This window comes from Gordonia sp. SCSIO 19800, assembly GCF_018132775.1.
Classification (GTDB): domain Bacteria; phylum Actinomycetota; class Actinomycetes; order Mycobacteriales; family Mycobacteriaceae; genus Gordonia; species Gordonia hongkongensis.
Genome location: NZ_JAGRQM010000012.1, coordinates 1 through 20,989, shown reverse-complemented (window position 1 = coordinate 20,989; position 20,989 = coordinate 1). Strand labels below are relative to the sequence as shown.

Annotated in this window: 18 protein-coding genes; 11 read left to right on the top strand and 7 right to left on the bottom strand. The window is 67.6% G+C overall.

Going from position 1 to position 20,989, the window contains the following annotated elements:
- Window positions 1–346: 346 nt before the first annotated feature.
- The 6 genes from KB201_RS14765 (at window position 347) to KB201_RS14740 (ending at window position 7,314) form a co-directional block, all read left to right on the top strand.
- Window positions 347–1,525: a nitrate ABC transporter substrate-binding protein gene (locus tag KB201_RS14765; RefSeq protein WP_078112715.1), complete on the top strand. Its 1,179-nt coding sequence runs from the start codon at window positions 347–349 to the stop codon at window positions 1,523–1,525.
- Window positions 1,522–2,853: an FAD-binding oxidoreductase gene (locus KB201_RS14760; RefSeq protein ID WP_078112716.1), complete on the top strand. Its 1,332-nt coding sequence runs from the start codon at window positions 1,522–1,524 to the stop codon at window positions 2,851–2,853. Before KB201_RS14765 ends, KB201_RS14760 begins: the two co-directional genes overlap by 4 nt.
- Window positions 2,850–3,650 (top strand): creatininase family protein, encoded by an 801-nt coding sequence (locus tag KB201_RS14755; RefSeq protein ID WP_058249771.1) that lies wholly within the window; start codon window positions 2,850–2,852, stop codon window positions 3,648–3,650. Before KB201_RS14760 ends, KB201_RS14755 begins: the two co-directional genes overlap by 4 nt.
- On the top strand, window positions 3,647–4,258 hold the full coding sequence (locus KB201_RS14750) for a pyridoxal 5'-phosphate synthase (RefSeq protein WP_078112717.1): 612 nt from the start codon (window positions 3,647–3,649) through the stop codon (window positions 4,256–4,258). The genes KB201_RS14755 and KB201_RS14750 overlap by 4 nt, the downstream gene beginning before the upstream one ends.
- Window positions 4,255–5,640, top strand: coding sequence for an amidohydrolase family protein (locus tag KB201_RS14745; protein WP_078112718.1), 1,386 nt, complete (start codon window positions 4,255–4,257; stop codon window positions 5,638–5,640). The genes KB201_RS14750 and KB201_RS14745 overlap by 4 nt, the downstream gene beginning before the upstream one ends.
- Window positions 5,641–5,745: 105 nt before the next feature.
- Window positions 5,746–7,314, top strand: coding sequence for an oxygenase MpaB family protein (locus tag KB201_RS14740; protein WP_078112719.1), 1,569 nt, complete (start codon window positions 5,746–5,748; stop codon window positions 7,312–7,314).
- Window positions 7,315–7,326: 12 nt separating this feature from the next.
- On the opposite strand, the gene KB201_RS14735 is transcribed toward KB201_RS14740, so the two are convergent.
- Window positions 7,327–7,986 carry a TetR/AcrR family transcriptional regulator gene (locus KB201_RS14735; RefSeq protein WP_078112720.1) on the bottom strand — a complete coding sequence of 220 codons (660 nt, stop codon included), beginning with the start codon at window positions 7,984–7,986 and terminating at the stop codon, window positions 7,327–7,329.
- 228 nt (window positions 7,987–8,214) lie between these two features.
- Between KB201_RS14735 and KB201_RS14730 the strand changes: the two genes are divergently transcribed.
- Window positions 8,215–8,967 carry a hypothetical protein gene (locus tag KB201_RS14730; RefSeq protein WP_078112721.1) on the top strand — a complete coding sequence of 251 codons (753 nt, stop codon included), beginning with the start codon at window positions 8,215–8,217 and terminating at the stop codon, window positions 8,965–8,967.
- A 40-nt stretch (window positions 8,968–9,007) separates the two neighbouring features.
- Here KB201_RS14730 and KB201_RS14725 read toward each other — a convergent pair whose 3' ends face one another.
- The 4 genes from KB201_RS14725 to KB201_RS14710 all read right to left on the bottom strand — a co-directional run bounded on the left by KB201_RS14725 (window position 9,008) and on the right by KB201_RS14710 (window position 13,061).
- Window positions 9,008–9,493 carry an NAD(P)H-dependent oxidoreductase gene (locus tag KB201_RS14725; RefSeq protein WP_078112722.1) on the bottom strand — a complete coding sequence of 162 codons (486 nt, stop codon included), beginning with the start codon at window positions 9,491–9,493 and terminating at the stop codon, window positions 9,008–9,010.
- Window positions 9,494–9,520: 27 nt separating this feature from the next.
- Window positions 9,521–10,303: an MFS transporter gene (locus KB201_RS14720; protein WP_078112723.1), complete on the bottom strand. Its 783-nt coding sequence runs from the start codon at window positions 10,301–10,303 to the stop codon at window positions 9,521–9,523.
- A gap of 198 nt (window positions 10,304–10,501) precedes the next feature.
- Window positions 10,502–11,767, bottom strand: a complete 1,266-nt coding sequence (locus KB201_RS14715; protein ID WP_265966907.1) for an MFS transporter — start codon at window positions 11,765–11,767, stop codon at window positions 10,502–10,504.
- A gap of 178 nt (window positions 11,768–11,945) precedes the next feature.
- The gene (locus KB201_RS14710; protein ID WP_078112725.1) at window positions 11,946–13,061 is read right to left on the bottom strand and encodes an ADP-ribosylglycohydrolase family protein; all 1,116 of its coding nucleotides are present in this window, start codon (window positions 13,059–13,061) and stop codon (window positions 11,946–11,948) included.
- A 119-nt stretch (window positions 13,062–13,180) separates the two neighbouring features.
- Here KB201_RS14710 and KB201_RS14705 point away from each other — a divergent pair, with 119 nt between their 5' ends.
- The 3 genes from KB201_RS14705 (at window position 13,181) to KB201_RS14695 (ending at window position 16,580) form a co-directional block, all read left to right on the top strand.
- Window positions 13,181–14,173 carry a TIGR00341 family protein gene (locus KB201_RS14705; RefSeq protein ID WP_078112726.1) on the top strand — a complete coding sequence of 331 codons (993 nt, stop codon included), beginning with the start codon at window positions 13,181–13,183 and terminating at the stop codon, window positions 14,171–14,173.
- A gap of 111 nt (window positions 14,174–14,284) precedes the next feature.
- Window positions 14,285–16,186 (top strand): alkyl/aryl-sulfatase, encoded by a 1,902-nt coding sequence (locus tag KB201_RS14700; protein ID WP_078112727.1) that lies wholly within the window; start codon window positions 14,285–14,287, stop codon window positions 16,184–16,186.
- 76 nt (window positions 16,187–16,262) lie between these two features.
- Window positions 16,263–16,580: a hypothetical protein gene (locus KB201_RS14695; RefSeq protein WP_010842754.1), complete on the top strand. Its 318-nt coding sequence runs from the start codon at window positions 16,263–16,265 to the stop codon at window positions 16,578–16,580.
- A gap of 311 nt (window positions 16,581–16,891) precedes the next feature.
- Here the strand turns inward: KB201_RS14695 and KB201_RS14690 are convergent, their stop codons facing one another.
- Window positions 16,892–19,045: an acyl-CoA dehydrogenase gene (locus KB201_RS14690; RefSeq protein WP_211539558.1), complete on the bottom strand. Its 2,154-nt coding sequence runs from the start codon at window positions 19,043–19,045 to the stop codon at window positions 16,892–16,894.
- A 337-nt stretch (window positions 19,046–19,382) separates the two neighbouring features.
- Between KB201_RS14690 and KB201_RS14685 the strand changes: the two genes are divergently transcribed.
- Window positions 19,383–20,366 carry a TauD/TfdA family dioxygenase gene (locus tag KB201_RS14685; protein ID WP_211539557.1) on the top strand — a complete coding sequence of 328 codons (984 nt, stop codon included), beginning with the start codon at window positions 19,383–19,385 and terminating at the stop codon, window positions 20,364–20,366.
- Window positions 20,367–20,422: 56 nt separating this feature from the next.
- Here the strand turns inward: KB201_RS14685 and KB201_RS14680 are convergent.
- A partial coding sequence (locus tag KB201_RS14680) for a transposase (protein ID WP_211539556.1) occupies window positions 20,423–20,989 on the bottom strand: 567 nt, incomplete at its 5' end.

Sequence of the window (20,989 nt, the reverse complement as noted above, 5' to 3'; positions counted from 1 at the left end):
GGTTTCGACTCGGCTCCTCGCTTCGCTCGGTGCCGGCTCAACCAGCGGGGGTACCGGCTCCTCGCTTCGCTCGGTGCCGGCTCAACCAGCGGGGGTACCGGCTCCTCGCTTCGCTCGGTGCCGGCTCAACCAGCGAGGGTATCGGCTCCTCGCTTCGCTCGGTGCCGGCTCAACCAGCGGGGGTACCGGCTCCTCGCTTCGCTCGGTGCCGGCTCAACCAGCGGGGGTACCGGCTCCTCGCTTCGCTCGGTGCCGGCTCAACCAGCGAGTGGGTCTCCTGTCGTCGACACCCCTTGATCCTCCATTCAACTTCCGGAATCTCTCAGCCCGAAAAGGAACTCATCTCATGAACACACCCGTCTGGCGTCGCCTGTCCAAGACCACCGGTGTCGCCGTCGTCGCCGCCGCCCTCGCCTTCACCGCCGCGTGCAGTTCCGGGGAGAGCACCGAATCCTCCGGTTACACGGGGGCGGTCGGCCCTGTCGACCTGAGCGCCAACTGTCCCGACAAGGTCGTCATCCAGACCGACTGGAACCCTGAGGCCGAACACGGCCACCTCTACCAACTCCTCGGCCCCGACCCCACGATCAATGCCGGCAACAAGCGCGTCGTCGGTCCGCTCTTCGACCGCGGCGAATACACCGGCGTCGACATCGAGATCCGGGCCGGCGGACCCGCCATCGGCTTCCAGTCGGTGACCTCGCAGATGTACTCCGACCCGGAGATCCTCCTCGGCTACGTCGACACCGATCAGGCCATCCAGAACTCGAAGGACAACCCGACGACGGCGGTCATGGCACCGCTCGACATCAGTCCGCAGATGATCATGTGGGATCCCGCCACCTACCCGCAGGTCCAGGGGATCGCCGACCTCAAGGCGGCGAACGCGCGCGTCCTGTACTTCGAGGGGGCCACCTACATGGACTACCTGACCGGGTCGGGCGTCCTCTCCCCCGCGCAGGTCGACGGCAGCTACGACGGGTCGCCGGCCAACTTCGTCTCCGACGGCGGCAAGACCGCCCAGCAGGGGTTCGCCAGCTCCGAGCCGCAGGTCTACCAGGAAGAGGTCGAGGGCTGGCAGAAGCCGGTGAAGTACCAGCTGATCCACGACGTCGGCTTCCCGTCCTACAAGTCGTCGGTGGCGGTTCGCTCGGACGCACTGGAAGAGAACGCCGCCTGCCTCGAGCAGCTGGTGCCGGTGTTGCAGCGCGGTTCGGTCGATTATCTGGCGTCGCCGCAGGCGGCCGACGCGGTCATCCTCGACGCCGTCGAGCAGTACGACACGGGGTGGGTGTACTCCCAGCGGAACGCCGACTACGCACGGGAGACGATGGCCGACCTCAACCTGGTGAGCAACGGCACCGACACGACGATCGGCAACTTCGACACCGCGCGCGTCGCCCGGGTGATGGAGGTGACCGGGCCGATCTTCACCGAGCAGGGCACGCCCGCAGCCGACGGCCTGACGCCCGAGGCGATCGCGACCAACCGCTTCATCGACACCTCGGTGGGCCTGCCGTCATGACCGCTCCGGTGGTCGCGGTCGGTACCGACGAGGGACGCCCCGACTTCGGCCCCGAGGACGTCGATGCGCTGGCCGACGACCTGCTCGCGATCGTCGGCCCGCGCGGCATCAGCTCACTTCCCCGCGCGCTCGAACGCGCGGCCCGCGACGGCTCGGGGATGAGTCCGATCCTGTCGGCGCAGGATCTCGGCCGACCCGATCTCGTGTGCTACCCACGCACGGCCGACGCGGTGCCCCACATCGTCCGCGCGGCGGTCGCCCGCGGCGTACCGATCACCACGCGCGGCAAGGGAACCGGGAACTACGGCCAGGTCATCCCGCGCTTCGGCGGACTCGTCCTCGACATGACGTCGCTGACCGCGATCGGGGACGTCACCGACCGTTCGGTCACCGCCCAGGCGGGCGCGCGGATGATCAACCTGGAACAGACCGCATGGTCGCACGGCAGCCAGCTGTGGATGTACCCGTCGACCGTCCAGTCGACGCTCGGCGGGTTCCTGGCGGGAGGTTCGGCTGGTACCGGCACGATCGCGCACGGCCGCAACCATCAGGGGTTCGTCGACGCACTGGATGTCGTCCATGCGACCGGCGAGGCCGAGGTGGTCCATCTCGAGGGCGACGACGCAACCCCGTTCGTGCACACCTACGGGGTCGCCGGCATCATTGTCGGCGCCACCATCCGGGTGGAACCGCTGCAGGAATGGCGCTGCGTGTACGCGAGTTTCGGCTCCACACGCGAGGCGTTCGACGCGGCGCTCCGACTGGCGGCGGTCGAACCGAAGCCGCGTCTGCTGTCCGCGGACGGCCCCGTCATCACGGGCGCGCTGCCCGACGACCCCGCGCTCGTCCGCGGTCGCGCCAGCGTGCGCGGGATCATCGACGCCCGGGCATTGGCGGAGACCACCGACCTGGTCGTCGCCGCCGGCGGCCGCGTCGAAGCGGTCCGCGAGGGCATCGCCGAGACGGTCAAGCTGTCGACGCTGTCCTACAACCACCCGACGTGGTGGTTACAGAAGTCGCAGCCGGACAGGTGGTTCCACATGGAGGTACGCGGGGACGCACTCGTCACCCGGCTCGAGGAGGTGGAGAAGGTGTACGAGGGCGGCATGCTGCATCTCGAGGTCGGCCACGAGATGATGTTCGGGATGCTCAACGGGATCTACCGCAGTCCGCAGCAGGTCATCGACGGCGTCGCCGCACTCGAGGATCTCGGGGTCGGCGTCCACTCCCCGCACCAGTGGTACGTCGATCTCGATGCCGAGCGCGTCCGCGCGCTGGCGCACCAGACCGACCCGAAGGGTCTGCTCAATCCCGGAAGGTGGATGTGAACACGGTGACCACCAGGACGACGCGCCCGGCCGCGCACCGGCGTTATGCCGAGCTGACCACCGAACAGATCGGCACCACCCTGTCGCGGGACTCGATTCTCGTACTACCCACGGGCGCAATCGAACCGCACGGCCCGCACCTGCCGTTGGCCACCGATCTCATCGTCGCGGAGTCGGTCGCCGAGGCCGTCGTGGACCGCGGTGCCGCCGCGGGGCACGATGTCTGGCTCCTGCCGGCGCTGGGTTACACCAAATCCGACGAGCACTCGCGGCTCCCGGGCACGATCTGGCTGCGGGCGAGCACCCTGTTCGAGACGATCGTCGACATCGGGGCGTCGCTCGCACAGACCCCGGCGCGTCGTGTGCTGTTCCTCAACGCGCACGGCGGCAACTCCGCACTGATCGAGGTCGCCGCGCGCGAACTCCGACGACGGTTCGACCTGCAGACCTTCTTCTCCTCCGGCCCGGGTCACCCCGGTCCCACCGAGCGCGGACTCGGTATCCACGCGGGCTGGGCGGAGACCTCGATGATGCTGCACCTCCGGCCGGATCTCGTGCACATGGACAAGGCGGTCGCGACGGTGGCGGACGCGGTCGCCGACGCCGGGCACGTCGGTTTCGCCGGCACCGTCCGATTCGGTTGGCTGTCCACCGATTTCGCCGAGTCTGGGGTGATCGGCGACCCCACTGGAGCCGACGCCTCGATCGGCGCGAAGCTTTTCGACGAGCGCGTCGAGGACCTCGTCGCCGCGCTGCCGGAGATCGCCACCTTCGACCCGGGCCGGGTGGGGCGTTGATCACCAGCGGTACCGGATTCGGAACCGATTGCGCGACCGCGGATCAGCTCTCGGTCCACCCGATGACGCTGCTGCGGAGCTGGCTTCCCCCGTCGGACGAGCCACGGCCGTTGATGGCACTGGCGACGTGCGGCCCCGACGGTTATCCCCGGGTCCGACACGTGCTGATCACCGAGGCCGACGACACCGCGGTCTACTTCCACACCGACAGCCGGTCGGCCAAGGTGGCCGAACTCGCCGACAACCCCCGGGCCTCGATCGCGATCGCCTGGCCCGCCGTCGGCCGGCAGGTCGTCGCGCACGGTGACGTCCGGCGAGCGTCGGACGACGAACTGTCCGAGGCCTACTCGCGCCGTTCCCGGTACCTGCAACTCCTGGCGTGGTTGAACGACGACGACCTCGCCGCAATGCCACCCGAGGAGCGGCGTCGGCGATGGTCCGACTACGACTCGGCCCACCCGCGACTGACCGCACCGCCCACCTGGACCGGGTACGCCGTCGACTTGCGGGAGATCACCTTCTGGCGCGGCGACCCGGACGGGCCGTCGCAGCGAGTACGGTTCACCGACAACGGAAATCATTGGAATTCGGAGGTTCTACCGGGATGACCGGCACTTACCACAACGCCCTCGTACTGCCGGTCAGCGGCGATAGGCCCTGGTTCTGGGGATGGCTGTCGGTGGGCGAGGACGGCCGGATCTCCGGGATGGGCGAGGGCTCACCGCCGGCCGACGCACCGCTCCCCCGCCACGATCTCGACGGCGCCTTCCTCGCACCCGGTTTCGTCTCGGCACACAGTCACATCTACACCGGCGGGATGCGCGGGGTGGCGCCCAACAGCCCACTCTATGAATGGGTCACGCTGAACAGCACGATGCTGCTCGGCGCCGAAGCGCAGGACCTGTACTGGATGACGCTGGCCGGCGGGCTCGATCACCTGTCCTCGGGAATCACCTCCGTGTACAACTTCACCCAGTCCCGCGTCCTGGCACTCTTCGACTACGAGGAGTCCGTCCTCAAGGCGGCTCGGGTGCATTCTCCGGAGTTCGTCACCGCCCAGGTGGACGGCTTGGCGGCCACCGGGATCCGATTCGTCACCAGTGTGCGACTCGACGACGAGCAACTCGGCGAGGACGCCGCGTTCGCCGGTTTCGACGAGGTGATGACCCACCTGACGACCGTCGACCGCGACCTCGATCTGGGTGGTTCGGTCTACGGCTCGGTGCAGTGGTCGTCGTCGCAGGCGACCGCCGAACGCGAACGGGCACTGATGGACCGGTACGGGATCACCAATCAGGCGCACTTCGTCGAGACTGCCGAGCAGATCGAGATCCAGCAGTCGAAATTCGACTGGTACGACGCCGCAGGCGTTCTGGGCCCCGGCTTCGCCTTCGGACACTTCGTGCACCCGACCGAGAACATGGTCGCGCGTGTGCGCGACACGGGGTCGGCGGTGGTGTGGCAGCCGATGTCGAACGGTCGGCTCGGTTCCGGCATCGCCGACATCCCCCGTCTGCTCCGGGATTCGGTGACCGTCGGCGTCGGTGTGGACGACCAGTCGTGCACCGACGTGTCGGACCCGTTCGAGAACATGCGCACCGGTATGTTCCTGCAGCGCGGAAAGCACAGCGACGCCGCTGTTCTCACCCCCGTCGACATGCTCACCCTGCACACGCTCGGGTCGGCATCGGCGATGGGCGTGGCCGACAAGGTCGGTTCGCTGGAGGTCGGGAAGTTCGCGGACCTGCTCGTCGTCGATCCCCGTTCCCCCCACCTCGGCCCCATCTGGGACCCCGTCGCCACCTACGTGCTCGGTTGCGGACTGCGCAACCTACGCGAGGTCGTGGTGGGTGGCCGCACGGTATGGGACCGCGACGTCGCCGATCCGCTGCGCGCACAGGCCGATTCCGAACTCACCGAGCGGATGATCGCGTCAGCGGCGCAGTCGGGGATCCATGCGGTCCGCCCACCCTTCGACGTGTCCCACTGACGCTGCCGTTGACAACGGCGCCATGCAGGTGACACCATCCCACGGTCATAGGAATCACCCGATTCCTGTAACGTGCGATGTCAGACGTCGAGACGAGGTACAGCCATGTCGGAACCCGACCGATCAGAGTTGCTGGAGCGGTCCGCCGACGGAGACGTAGGCTATTTCGGCCCCGATTCGTGGTCGTGGAAAGTCTTCCTACACCCTGCGACGCAGGTCATGATCGCCCAGATCACCAACGCACTGGAATCCCCACACATCGTCTTCCAGCACGTTCTCGCCGAGCACGATCCCGTGTTCGGCGCCCCGTCGCGCACAGCCCGAGTCCCCGACGGACCCCAGGTCACCTTCTTCGAGCGGGTACAGCGGACGGTCAGCGTTCCCGCTCCGATCCTCTTCGGATCGAAGAGCCAGGCCGACCTGGCCGCTCGCAAACTGTTCAACTACCACCGACCGATGCGCGGGACGATTGCCGGTAGCAGCGAGAAGTATGCCGCCACCGACGAGTCGAGCATGCTCTTCGCCGCGGTCACGATCGTCCACGCAGCAATTCTCGCGTACGAGAACTTCGCTTACCGGGATGGACGACGCGTTCCGCGTCTCACGGAAGAGGAGATGTGCGAATACCTTTCCGAGGGAGCCCAGATCGCTGTTCTCATGGGTGTACCCCGCGACACCTTCCCGACCAGCCCGGGCCAACTCGATGACTACTACGACTCGGTCGCAGACCAGTTCCGGACCAAGCAGGGCTGGTCTGCAGACCGGTTGCGTGCCATCCGACTGCTGACAACACTCGGCAACGGTCGTCGTCCGCGGCACGTCGCGGTCGATCTGATGCTGGGACTCTCCGAACTCATGAGCCTGGCGGTCGTCCCCGAGGTGTTCCGGCGCGGCAACGGCTTACCGACGATCGCCGATCCGCTTCTCCGGCTCATGTACGTTGCCGTGCAACCCCTTTTCCGACGTCTCGGCAGCAGCGCATCGCTCACCACGAAGGTGCGTGATCTGTATCGTCGCGACGACCCGCTGACCTCCCAGCTCCTTGACAACGCTCTGCGACTCACTGCGTCGCACACGGAGCCGCAATCGTTCCCGTTCGCATCGACGCAGCTCACCCGGCACGCCGACGGCCGCACCTCCGGTGAACACTCCGCGGTACAACAAGTCTTCGACGAGCTACCCTCCGTCGAAGCCGGCGAGTTGCGGGGACGGTGGCGCGGTACCGAGATCCTCACGAAGCACCGGCTGGATGGGTCCCTGGAGCGGATCGGTTGGTATGGAAAGCACTTCGACGGCGAGGGCAATGCCCTGCCGATCCTGATCCAGACCCGGTCCGGGCGAATTCACCCCTTGAACCCGGCCCTGATACCCACCCCGCTGTTCCTTCGACCACCGAAATTTCCGCAGGGGGTCGACCGGATCCTGCGTCGGATTCTGGATGCCACGATCCCGATCATGCCCTCCGACCGCCCAGCCGCGTCCGTGCGCATGATGGACTACCGTGGAGAGCAAACCGCCGCCATGATCTACGACAAGCAACCGGTCATCGACCTGTTCAAGTCAGCCGGGCCGAACGTGGTGCTGGGCGCCATGCAGTCGCGTGCAGAGGACCGCCCACACTTCTTCCTACTCGAAAAGGACGACGACGCACGGAGCTCGATCTCCGTGCACTGACCGTCGACTCACTCAGGCGCCGCGCAATCCCGCCGATTCAGCGAGGGCACAGACGATATCGACCGCGGCGTCCGCGAGTTCGTCGCGATCGACAGCCAGTCGACCGTCGGCGAAGTCGAGGTAGAGCGCGACAAGTGCACCCGACAGGCCGGTTGCGATGATCGGCAAACGGCCCGGACTCGGAACGAGCTCGTCGTCGACCCCCAACAGTCCCATGATCGTCTCGACGAACAACCGCGATCGTTTCGCACTGTGCTCACGCAGGACGTCGTCGCTCAGCGGCTCACGCAGCAGGATGCGAGCACGGCGCGGATCCTCCTCGAAGAAGTCACCGCACGCGCGGCACACCGCGTGGACCGACGTCCGGAAGTCGCCGCCGGTCTCGATCCCGGCCACCCGCTCGAGGACTCGAGATTCGACCCTGTCGTATATCGACACAAGGAAATCGTCTCGGCCGGAGAAGGTCTCGTAGAAGTAGCGTGGACTGAGGCCCGCCTCTCGCACGACCGCCCGCATCGTCACCGCACCGGCACCAGAGGTTCCGAGCAACCTCTCACCGACGTCCAAGAGTTGGTCGCGCCGCTTCAGGGAACGATCCTGGAGCGTCTGACCTCGCCACCGCTTCTGCGACGAATCACCCACCGTCCGACCCCTCTCCACACTTTCGACCATCGTCCTTGACAGTACTCAACGCAAGAGGAATCATATGATTCACGTTGGTTCGAGAATCGACGCGCCGCCTTCACCGGGCCTGCGAGTCCACCCCTCCACCGTTCGACTCGAGGACACCGAACGCCGAGTTGGGCTCTCGCACAACGGCGACGAGCTCGACAACCTCACCACCAGCGCCGCTACACGCCGATCATCGCCGCCACCGCGGCACAATCGAAAGGACCGAAGATGACTTTCAGCGAAGAGATGTTCCAGGAGGCGTTGCGGAAACCCCGCCTCGCACGACCCGCACCCGAGTACCTCGATTCGAACCGTGGCGAACGGGTTCGTGTTTTCTCGGAAGAGGAACTCCAGGCCACGACTCGCGAGTGGTTCACGATGTGGGAAGCAAAACTTGATCTGTACAGCAGGGCCTTCGATCGCGACTTCTCGTGGCTGATGACGTGGGCCAAGAAATACTGGTGGAGTTTCCTCGTCCGCGACATGAGTGTGAACGACGAACTGTACGCGGCCGACATGACATACACCGATGTGACGACGTTCGGCCGGACGATCGTCGGCATCGACGACTTCGTCACGTACAACTTCGCATTCTTCGATGCGATCCCCGACTGGCGCTATGACCCGATTCCCGACCAGGTGTACGTCGACGTCACACCGGAGGGAACCGTCCGCACCATGATCCGGTACATGGGGAGTGGACATTTCGACGGATCGCTACGCCTTTACCCCTACGACGACACGGCGGCGGTCGTCCACGGCAACGGCCGGTTCCTCCAGTGCCCCGCCGTGGATCGCTATCACTTCAACAAGGACGGCCTTCTCCAAGAGGGAGAGACGCTCTACGACTCGCTCGATGCGCTCCAGCGTTCGAGAATCCTGCCACGCGACGACAGTTGGCAGTTCCGCACCCTGTTCGCGGCATCGAAGGTCCCAGCGGTCCTACGGCAAGCACAGGTGAAGCTGGGCCGCGCGTCCTGAGGCGCACTGTGCCGGCGCGACATCGCCACGGTGGGCGGTCTCAGGACCCGAGGAGCGTCGACGACCAGCGGTCGGTGTAGTCGGCGATCCGTGAATCGGTGGTGTAGGTCGAGTCGATCAGGTACAGACCGGGTGCCGGGCACACCGCTCCGAGCTCCACCAGGACCGGTTTGAGCAGCAGATCGGGTGCCATCGCGTGTGCGGGGCCCGCCCCGAGCATCAGCGGGACGGCGACAACATCGCGCAGGCCGTCGGCCGCGGCGAACTGGTCGAGGAACAGTTTGAGGATGCCGGTATAGGTCGCTTTGAAAGTCGGGCTCGCCACCACGACGAGATCCGACGAGGCGACTACGTCGACCGCGGCCTGGACCGCGGCGTCACCCCATCCGAGCAGACCCGGCCCGAGTTCGATCACGTCGACGACGTGGTCGGGATCGGTCCCGGTCAGTGCCCGCGCCAACTGCCGGGCGGCGTCGAGCGTGCGCGAACCGGGCTTCGGGTTCCCGGCGACAACAGTGGTGGTCATGGTCCGCCTCTCGAGTATCGGTCCCGCCTATCGTGCCGCAGCAGGAGCGGGCACACCCGCCCGATGCCGCAGTATCGTCGATGCCGCGGTGGTCACGACCAGCGCGACAATCGTCCCGATTGCGACGCCGACGACCGCCGTTGTCTCGCCCTTGGCGGCCACGATGATCCCGACGAGCGCCCAGATCAGCGTGAGCGGGTACGCGACGAGCACCGACCCGACGGCTGCGGTCACGGCGAGGCCGAGCAGGGCGCATGCGAGCAGGATGGTCAGCTGCCATCCCAGGGACTGCGGGTCGGCGACGTCGGCACCGATCGCGGCGGCCCAGTTCTGGAAGACCGCCGCGGTGGCCCAGGCCGCATAGACACCGACGAGGATGCGGGTCAGGACGATGAGCCACCGGGGCGCCGCGTCGTCGGCCGGTCTCGCGGCGATGCGGGCGGCGTCGAGCAGGACCACCGTCATGACCGTCAGCACGATCGGTGTCACCCACGTCCACTCCGCGGCCGACACCAGAATCCACAGCGCAGCGCCGGCGAACGCGACTTCGAGGTCGATGAGCAGACGCCGCGGGTCGTCGGTCCCGGTGGCACCTTTCCGCACCACGGCAATGGCGAAGACGATCGACAGCAGGTAGATGAGACTCCAGATCGAGAACGTGTAGCCCGCCGGGGTGATCAACAGATCTGTGGTCGACTCGTTGGGCGAGGCGCCGAAACCGGAGAACGGGACCACGGGCGCGACCACCTGCGCGACCGCCAGGAACACGGCAAGCCAGGTGATCGGACCGGAGATGCGTGTGGGTGTCATGTGATCCAAGGTAGGCACAGGTGTCCGGTTTGCGCCGCGAATGTGCTTGGGGTGGGAGCGAAGCACCCCGATCACCCCCGGCTCCCCGAGGTGCGCGTGGAGCTTGCGGACCGCCAGACTTCAACTCGACTCCTAGACCTCGATCGAAGTCTGCCGGTCGAGTTGAAGTCTGCCGGTCGCCGGCGCGTATCGGCCCAGTCATCGATTCCGGGGAGCCGCCATCACACCTGCGGTACTGCGGACTTTCGGATCGGGGAGCGGAGAAGCTCGTCGAACGACCAGACCGATGGCGACGGCCGCGACCGCGGCGTAGACGACGCCGGTGACGATGGCGCCACCGAGGGTCCCGACTGCCTGGCCGGCGACACCGTCGAGCACCACCATCACACCCGCACCGCTGTAGGCGAAGGCGGAGAACCGCGACGCCACACGACCTTGCTCGACGGCGCCGAGACCGCGGGTGACAGCGGCGAGCGCCACTCGGCACCCGCCGGCCTGACCGATCCCGCCGACGACCGTACCCAGGACGATCACGTCGAGCCGGCCGAGGACGAGACCCACCACCGCCGTCGACCATCCGACGACCAGGAGCACCCCGACCGCCGGTAGCGTCGTCACGAGCCGCACCCCCACGCCGGCGAGACTCGCGACCATCGAGACCAACAGACATGCGCCACCGACACATTGGGCCACGAGGAGCGAGTCGCTCGCTCCGGTGGCGAGGATCGCGGCGGGCATCGCGCCCACCGCGAGCGCACCGATCGCCCACGCCAGCGTGCCGACCAGATAGGCACCGGGATCTCGACGACGCGTACCCGCAACGTCGAGGTCGCCGTTGTGGACGTCGAGGTCGCCGGTGTGAGCGTGTGTCGACTGCGGCGCTGAGCCATCGTCCGTCGACGAATCATTGCCATACGCAAGCAAACCGGGAGCCAGACGCAGACCGACGAGCAAGACGATCAGGCATACCGCGGTCGCCGCGGCGTGGATCGCGTACACCGTGACCAGCTGCCAGGGCAGGAACACGGCTATCGCGATGGCCGCGACCAGCCCGCTTCCGGCGCCGATGAGCGAACCGGAGGCGATGAACGCACGACCCCGTTCGCCGCGGGCGGCCACCATGATCGCCGCGGCGGCGCCCGTGCTCAGGCCCGCCGACGCCCCGGTGAGGAACCGTCCCGGGAACAGCAGCACCTCGACCGACGCGCCGACGATCTGCAGGAGGTCGCCGACGATCGCCGCGAGGAGAGCGAGCGGTAACACCGTGCGGCTGTGCCGGATGAGCGGGCCGCGAGCCGAGATCAACAGGATGATGATCAGGGCGATGAAGTAGGCGGCGAACAGCACCGACGCCGCGGCGGGCCCGAACTCATGGGTGTCCATGTATCCCGGGAGCAGTGGCGTCATCGCATTCGAGCCGCAGATGGCGAGAATGAACCCGACCCCGGAAGCGCCTGTGAGCACACGGATTCCACGGTCGGATCTCAGAGCGACTGCCATGGGGAGAACTCAAACCGACGTCTGTGACCATCGGGCAACCCCGTCGTGGCCGTCGTGTTGCGCACCTCGTCGCCCCGACGCCGAGGCGCTGACCTGCCACGTTCTGGCGGGTGACGACGATGGCGCCGGTCGCGCCGGAAACTCAGCCCACGGGGCGAAGGTCCGGAGTCGCCCCCGGACGGGGTCCCCAATACCTCTCGACCCAACTGCCCGACCCGGCCGGTTCATCGGTCTCGGTGATGTCCCAGTCCACGAACTCGTGTAGATCGCCCGCCATCTCGGCGATGACGTCGCGCAGTTCGAGGGGCTCCAGCCAGCGCGGCGGGATGGCCTCGACCCCGTCGCGCGCACCCAGCAGGTTGCCTGCGATCGCGCCGGTGGAGTCCGAGTCGCCGTCGTGATTGACCGCGATGATCACCGCGTCCTCGAGGTCGTCGGCCACCAGCGCGGAGTAGACGGCGATCGCGAGCGCCTCCTCTCCGACCCAGCCCTCGCCGAGGCGCGTGATCGCCGCCTCGTGGGACAGGCCCGAACCGGCAAGGCTTTCCGCGGCATCGAGGGCGGTGAGGGTCTCCTCGTGACCGGAACGATTCCGGAGGATGCCTTTCGCCGTCGCCAGCGCCTCCGGCAGGCCGGCCCCGACGATCAGCTCGCGAACCGCGACCGCGAGAACGCCGGCGGGAAGCGAACCGGAGGGATGGCCGTGGGTGAGCGCCGCGAGTGTGGTCGCGAGGTCGAAAGTGCCTGCGGCAGACCAGTCCACGCGGGCCGCGAACAAACCGACCGGCGCCACCCGCATGACACCTCCGCAGCCCTTGCTGTCGTTGTCGGCCGGGACGCCCGGACGAGTGGTCACCCGGAGCGCCTCGAGACAGGTGGTGCCGGGTGCCCGTCGGCTGTGCAACTGCTGGTGCCCTGCCAGCCAGCTGGACCGTTCGGTCGTCGCCAGCACGCCGTGCCGCGGATGGCCGCCCTGCGTGATGAACCACCGCAGGTATGCGCGGGCCGTCGTGGCCGCGTAGCAGGAGATGCCTCCCGCGCAGTCGCGGGCCCAGGCGCGCAGCAGACCCTCCGCAGTGAACAGCGTCATCTGGGTGTCGTCGGTGATGGTGCCGAGGCCGCCGTACGCCTCGGAGTAGGAGGTGATGCCCGCGGGTCCGAACCTCTCCAGGATCGCGTCCCGAGTCGAGAACTCGACTGCCCCGCCCAGCGCGTCGCCGGCAGCACCGGCGAGCAGACATCCGGTGAACCGATCCATGTTCGCCCCCTGTGCTTTCCCCGGCGTTCATCCATGGTCACACGGTTGCGCCGACTCTGCTGGACAGCGGACCGCGAACGGGTACTTTCAGAGGACCTCGAGACGAAGGGGCTCCGATCGTGCTCTCCCTCATCCCCGGTTCACAGCGTCGCAGCCTGGACGAGATCGTCGAACGCCTCGACTTCTCCGTCGGGGACCGCACCGCCAAACGCAGCGCCTTCTGGTTGATGCTCACGCTGTCCGGCATCATCGCGGTCTCGGGAGTCGTCGCCGACAGCACGGCGACCGTCATCGGGGCGATGATCGTCGCGCCGCTGTCGACACCGATCCTCGGCATCGGACTCGGGATCGCCACCGGCCGTGGTCGACTCGTGCTCGCGAGTGTCGGTTACGTGCTCGCCGGGGTCATCCTGGTGACGATCCTGGGCGTCGTGTTCGCCCAGTTGCTACCCAACCCGACGAACGTGCTCTCCAACTCACAGGTGCTGGGCCGGACGTCACCGACGCTCGTCGACCTCCTGGCCGCCCTCGCCACCGGCCTCGTCGGCGCGATCGCCATCACCCGTCGCGACGTCGGTGATGTGCTGCCCGGCGTGGCCATCGCCATCTCCCTGGTGCCGCCACTCGGGGTCGTCGGCGTCTGCCTCGGGTCGGGAGCCCCGTCGCTCGCACTGGGCGCCTTCGTGCTGTTCGCGTCGAACGTGGTCGCGATGATCATCACGAGCCTCGTCGTGTTGACGATCGCAGGCTATGGCCGAGAGGCCGCCGATCTCGCCGGTGCGGAACATCCGAGGGCCCCTCGACGCCGGGCCTACGCGGCACTGGCCGTAGCTCTCGTCGTCGTCACCGTCCCGATGGTCGCGAACTCGCTCTCGTCACTGTGGTCCCGGCAGATCGCGACCGCGGCGGAGTCGTGGCTCGGATCGGGCGGGAACGACTCGTCCGAGGTGACCGGCGTCAGCTGGACCGGCAGCACGGTCACCGTCGGTGTGCTGGCCCCGCAGGACCTGCCGCCGATCGACGAGCTCCAGACGACGGTCGACGAGTTGGTCCCCTGGGACCCCGAGGTCGTCGTCGTCCACACGGTCGGCGAGCGGTCGGGTGTCAACTGAGCGTGCCGAACCCCGGCGAGGCATCCGCGCTTCTGACAGAGTGGTACGTACGCATCGCTCACCGAGAACGTCACCGTACGCACTCAACCGAGAATCGACGAGGTCAAGCACATGGCTCTCTCTCGAGACGCATCCCCTGCTGTGGCACAGGCGAATTCGTCCGCCCACGATCACCTCCCGTTCCAGGACACCCGCGACCTGGACGCCGCCACGCGCGGACTCGTCGCCGAACTCGATCCCCCCGCCATCGCCGGCCAGGACGGGAAGTCGGTGTGGGATTGCGATGAATTCTCCTTCCTCGCCGACGAGGCGCCTGCCACCGCCCACCCCAGCTTGTGGCGGCAGTCGGGTCTCGTTGCCCGACAAGGCCTCTTCGAGGTGACCGATCGGATCTACCAGATCCGCGGCCTGGACCTGTCGAACATGACCGTCGTCGAGGGCGACACCGGCGTCATCGTCATCGACCCACTGATCTCACAGGAAACCGCGGCCGCCGGCCTCCGCCTCTATCGGGAGCATCGTGGCGATCGTCCGGTCACCGCCGTCATCTACACGCACTCGCACATCGATCATTTCGGCGGCGTCAAAGGAGTCACCACCCAGGAGGCCGTCGACGCCGGCGAGTGCCAGATCATCGCGCCCGCAGGCATGGTCGAGCACGCGGTCGCCGAGAACGTCTACGCGGGAACGGCGATGGGCAGGCGCGCGGCGTACATGTACGGGGCCGCGCTGCCGAGGGGCCCGCGCGGTGCGATCGGCGCGGGCCTCGGCCAGTCCACGTCCACCGGCACGGCGACCCTGATCGCCCCGACCCTCGACATCACCACCACCGGACAGGTCGAGACCATCGACGGGGTCACCATCGAATTCCAGCTGACGCCCGGCACCGAGGCACCGGCCGAGATGAACTTCTACTTTCCGCAGATGCGCGCGCTCTGTATGGCCGAGAACGCCACCCACACCCTGCACAATCTGCTCACGTTGCGGGGTGCCCTGGTCCGTGATCCGCACGTGTGGTCGCGCTACCTGACCGAGGCGATCAACGATTTCGCGGCGCGCTCCGACGTGCTCTTCGCGTCGCATCACTGGCCGACATGGGGCACCGCGGAGCTCACGGAGTTCCTGTCCCTCCAGCGCGACCTCTACGGATACCTCCACGATCAGACCCTTCGGCAGCTCAACAAGGGCCGGACCGGTCTCGAGATCGCCGAGGACATCCGATTGCCCCCGGCACTCGAGAACGCCTGGCACACACATGGCTACTACGGCTCGGTGAGCCACAACGTCAAGGCCATCTACCAGCGTTACATGGGATGGTTCGACGGGAATCCGGCGCACCTCTGGGAACACCCGCCGGTGGAATCCGCGACGCGGCACGTCGAGTTCATGGGCGGCGCGGACGAGGTGGTACGGAAGGCCCGCCGGTCGTTCGAGGCGGGCGACTTCCGCTGGGTCGCACAGGTCCTGAACTACGTCGTCTTCGCCGACCCGGCGCACGAGGAGGCGCGGAGTCTCCAAGCGGACACGCTCGAACAGCTCGGCTATGGCTCGGAGAACGGCACGTGGCGCAACTTCTACCTCATGGGGGCGTACGAGTTGCGCCACGGACCCGTCGGGACGCCGACCACGACGGCGGCCACGGACATCGTCGCCGCCCTGTCGGTCGATCAGCTCTTCGACGCCGTCGCCCTACGAGTCGACGGGCCAGCGGCCTGGGACGCCCACATCGTCCTCGACTGGCACATCACCGATGTCGACCGACGCCACCGATCGGAGCTGCGCAACGGCCTCCTGGTTCATTTCGACGTGGATCAGGCAAGCGCTGGCGACCCCGTCGCAGCCACGTTCACCCTGACGAAGCAGACCCTGCTGACGCTGCTCCTCGAGCTCGTGGATCTCGGCACGGCCGTCGAAGCGGGCGACGTCGGCGTCGACGGTGATCCGAGTGCGTTCGGCGAACTCGCCGGCTACCTGGACGACCCCGATCCCGATTTCGCGATCGGGACACCCTAGTTCCCGCCGGGCGGCCCGGCCGACCCGACCGAGGGTGACACCGCTCGAACACACGTGCGAAACTGTCCGGGTGGGCATGAAGTGGATTGGCGGGGACAACGGCCAACCACACCGGCCCGCCTTCGTGCGGGTCGGCCACAAGGCGGTGCTCATCGACCTGGGCGCGCTCTACCCCAATGCGCCGCATTTCAGCGGCGAGTACCACCCCGACGGTTTGCAGATCCGGTCGGTGCACCTCGGCGTCCTCACCGAGTGGGGGCGCGACGAATGGGGTGCCTGGTACGGCAAGGTCACCTACACGATCACCTCGAAGGACCGACAGGAGAAGGTCACGCACTGGGTGCCGTCGTGGGCGTTGCGCCCGGCCGGTGACCGGCCGCCCGGGCGACGGTGACCGCCCCCGAGGAGCGAGCTTGCGAGCGTCACCCCCTGCTCCCTGAGGAGCGAGCTTGCGAGCGTCACCCCCTGCTCCCTGAGGAGCGAGCTTGCGAGCGTCACGAAGGGTCCTGGTGAGGCGGGTTGCGAGACCCTTCGTGACGCGCCTTCCGCAAGCTCCGGGCGCTCCTCAGGGAGCAGAAGGGTGACCCTCCGCAGGTGAGCAGAAGGGTGACCCTCCTCAGGGAGCAGAGGGGTGACCCTCCGTCGGGAGCAGAAGGTGGGCCCTGCGCAGGGAGCAGAGGGGTGGCCTCCGCAAGCTCTGGGCGCTCAGCGGATGAGCGGGTCGCGCGGCAAGCCGAGGATGCGTTCGGCGATCTGGTTGCGGGTGATCTCCGACGTCCCGCCGGCGATCGACATCCCGCGGGCCCCGAGGATCAGCAGGCCGGCCAGCTTGCCGGGACCGGACGAGAACGCGACGTCGGGTCCGAGCAATTCCGCGGCCAGGTGCGCGCGGTCGCTGAGATGCTCGGCGAGAAGCAGTTTCGTCACGTTTCCCTCGGGTCCGGGAGCGGCGCCGACGACCGATCGGGCGGCGCGACGCAGATTCAGCAGTCGCAGCGCATCCTCGACGGCGAGGAACTCACCGACCTTCGTCGCCGCCCCCTCGACCCGGTCCCCGTAGCCCTGGACGAGTGCCACCATCTGTTGGACCGCACCCTCGCTACCCGGCGCACCGCCGCCGATGCTGACCCGCTCGTTGCCGAGGGTCGCGCGGGCCACGGCCCAGCCGTCGTTCGGTGTGCCCACCACGTCTTCGTCAGGGACGAAGACGTCGGTGAAGAACACCTCGTTGAACTCGGAGCCGCCGGTGATCTGCCGCAGCGGACGTACCTCGACACCGGGCGCCGACATGTCGATCAACACCGCGGTGATGCCCTTGTGCTTGGGGGCTTCCGGGTCGGTCCGCACCGTTGCCAGCCCTCGCCGGCACAGGTGGGCGCCGCTGGTCCAGACCTTCTGGCCGTTGATGCGCCATCCGCCGTCGACGCGCGTGGCCCTCGTGCTGACCGCCGCCGCGTCCGACCCGGCGCCGGGCTCGGAGAACAACTGACACCACACCTCGTCCCCGAGCAGCGCCGGCCGGACGAACCGGTCGATCTGGTCCTGCGTGCCCTGCTGGATGAGGGTGAGGATGACCCACCCGGTGATGCTGTAATCGGGCCGCTTCACACCCGCGGCCGCCATCTCCTCCTCGATGACGAGTTGTTCGACGGAATCCGCGGCGCGTCCCCACGGCCTGGGCCAATGCGGCATGACGTAACCGGTGTCGATGAGCTTCTCGCGCAGCGCGGACTCGTCGACGCCGGCGATCTCGGCGATGTCGGCTCGAACGCGCGCACGCAGTTCCTCGGCCTCGGGTGGGAGGTCGAGGCTGTTGGCACGGGTGACGCCGCCTGCGGAGAACTCGTACACGTCACGAGCCGGCTGTTGTCCGCCGAACAGCGCCTGCAGCACGGTGGCGCGGCGCAGATGCAGGTGCGCGTCGTGTTCCCAGGTGAAGCCGATCCCACCGTGCACCTGGATGTTCAGCTCGGCGTTCGTCGTGTACGTGGGCAGTGCCAGCGCGGCCGCCGATGCCGCGACCAGCCCGAGCGCGTCGGCGTTCTCGTCGGCCGCTCGCGCCGCGTCCCACACCACCGCGGTGGCGGCCTCCGCGCCGACGAGCATGTTCGCGCAGTGGTGCTTGACGGCCTGGAACGCACCGATGGTCCGGCCGAACTGTTCGCGGACCTTCGCGTAGGCCACCGCGGCGTCCAGCGCGTCCCGCGCCCCGCCGACGGCTTCGGCCGCGACCAGCGTCCGGGTGAGCGCCAGCGCGGTGGCCGCCAGTCTCGGCAGACGGACGGCGGCAGCACTCGACAGCGACACCCTCGCCGACAATCGGGTCGGGTCCAGATCGGCGTGCGCGCCCACCTCGACACCGGAGTCCGACGACTCCACCACCAGCACATCGTCGTCGCCGATGAGTACCAGCAGATCCGCGAGCGGTGCGCCGAGTACCGCGTCGACCTGACCGGAGACCGTCCCACCGGCCTCGGTCAGTCCCGGCACCACCGCGACACCCGCGGTGACCGTGCCGTCGACGAGCGGCCGCAGCCAGCGGGCAGGCGTCTCGTCGTCGGCATGAGTCAGGATCGCCGAGGCGATCACGGTGGGCAGGAACGGACCCGGCGCCACCGCGCGGCCCAATTCCTCTGTCACGACGACCAACTCGGCGATCCCGAAACCGGAACCGCCGTACTCCTCGGCGACGTGCAGACCCAGCCAACCGAGTTCGGCGATCTCCGCCCAGAACGTGGGTCTGGCCTCCTCGGGCGCGTCGAGTCGGTCGCGCGCCTGCGCCCGCACCTTTCGGTCGACGGCGAATTCGCGCACCACCGAGGCGAGTTCGACGTGGTCATCGGTCAGGGCAATACTCATGGCGACTCCCGGGATCGTCGGTCACCCGATCACACCATCTACCCCCGGTCCGGGGTGGACGCTTGAGACAAACTCATCGAATCCGTTCCCGACGCGCCCGTTGCACGACCGGGTCCGGGAACGGCACGGCATCGACGAGGTCCCTGGTGTACCGGTCCTCGGGCGGTGAGGACGGTGCGCGTTCCGGCCGATGTCCGTCGCGAGATCGACGACGCGGCGGAGGCCTCGGCGGACTGAAGCGTTCCGATCACCGTGAGCGTTTCCCTCGATCGCACCACCGTCGCGGTGGTCTGATGAATTCGATTGCCATCAAACGATATTCAGAAGAGGACGAGAGATGACCCTGGCGCACATCGAGGACCGGACCGAGCGCGAGCAGGCAGCTCAGCAGATCTACCGCGACGCGGGGATCACCGTCGACAAGCTCGGCGAGCACATCGGGGCACGCATCGGCCAGGTGCGGCTCGGCGGCGACCTCGCCCCGGAGCAGGTGGAGGCGATCCGCCTGGCGCTGGCGATCAACAAGACGATCGTCTTCGAGGGCCAGGACCAGCTCGACGACGACAGCCAGTACGCGTTCGCCGAACTCCTGGGCGATCCCACCGCACCTCATCCGACGGTGACCTCACGCGGCGAACAGCTGCTGACCATCGAAGGCGCCGCGAACAGCTGGCACTCCGATGTGACGTTCGTCGATCGCATCCCGAAGGCGTCCATCCTCCGGGCGGTGACGCTGCCGAGCTACGGCGGCGCGACGACCTGGGCGTCGACGGTGGCCGCCTACGAGCAGCTGCCGAAACCGCTGCGCGCGTTGACCGAAGAGCTGTGGGCCACCCACACCAATCTGTACGACTATGTCGGCCAGAAGGAGCCCTCGGGTGGTGTCGACGTCAGCCGCAAGGCCGAGCACTACAAGGAGTTCACCAGCTCGGAGTACCAGACGCTGCACCCCGTCGTCCGCGTCCATCCCGAGACCGGCGAACGCAGCCTGCTGCTCGGACACTTCGCCAAGGAGTTCCGCGGCCTCAAGAGTTCCGAGTTCGCCGACCTCTACCAGCTCCTCCAGGCACGTATCACCAAGCTGGAGAACACCTTCCGGTGGAACTGGAAACTGGGCGACGTGGCGATCTGGGACAATCGCGCCACGCAGCACTACGGCATCGCCGACTTCGGCAACCAGCAGCGTGAACTGCACCGCATCACCCTCGCCGGCGATGTGCCCGTCGACGTCCACGGTCAGGCGAGCCAGGTTCTCCAGGGCGACGCGACGCACTACTCGGTCGTCGAAGAACCCGCCCGACTGTCGGTGTTCGCGGCCTGAACCGTGCGCGCGTCACCGCCCGCTCCCTAATCCGAAGAGTGTGGTGAGGTGGCTGCTCAGGCCGCTCCGTGGGGTGTGATGGTGACTTCGTATCCGAGTTTGTGTAGGTCGTAGATAGCGCGGTTCTTGGTGCGTTCGGGATGGCGGTGCTGGTAGTAATCGGCGCCGGGTTCGTCGTAGACGACGTTGTCGGTCAGCATGATCCAGACCACAGTGAGCAGGGTGTGCTCGAGGGCGACGATCGCTTTGGGTTTGCCGCGGGAGCGGACCAGGCGCCGGTATTTGGCGTTGAGAAAAGTGCCTTTGTGGCTGGCGATCGACAACGCCGCGGCCCCGAGAGCACCTTTAAGGTGACGGTTACCGGGGCGGGTTTTGACGTTCTTGACCCGTCCGGCGGACTGGTGCTGGCCGGGACAGACCCCCGCCCACGAGGCCAAATGGCCTGGGGTGGGGAACTGGGCCATCTGGCCGCCGGTCTCGGCGATGATCACATCGGCGGTGCTGGTGGAGATACCCGGGATGGTGCAGATCAGGTCCCGCTTGGCTTGAAACGGCGCCATCACCTTCTCGATGCGCTCGGTCAACGCGTCGATCCGGGTGGTGTGTTCGGTGATGAAATCCAG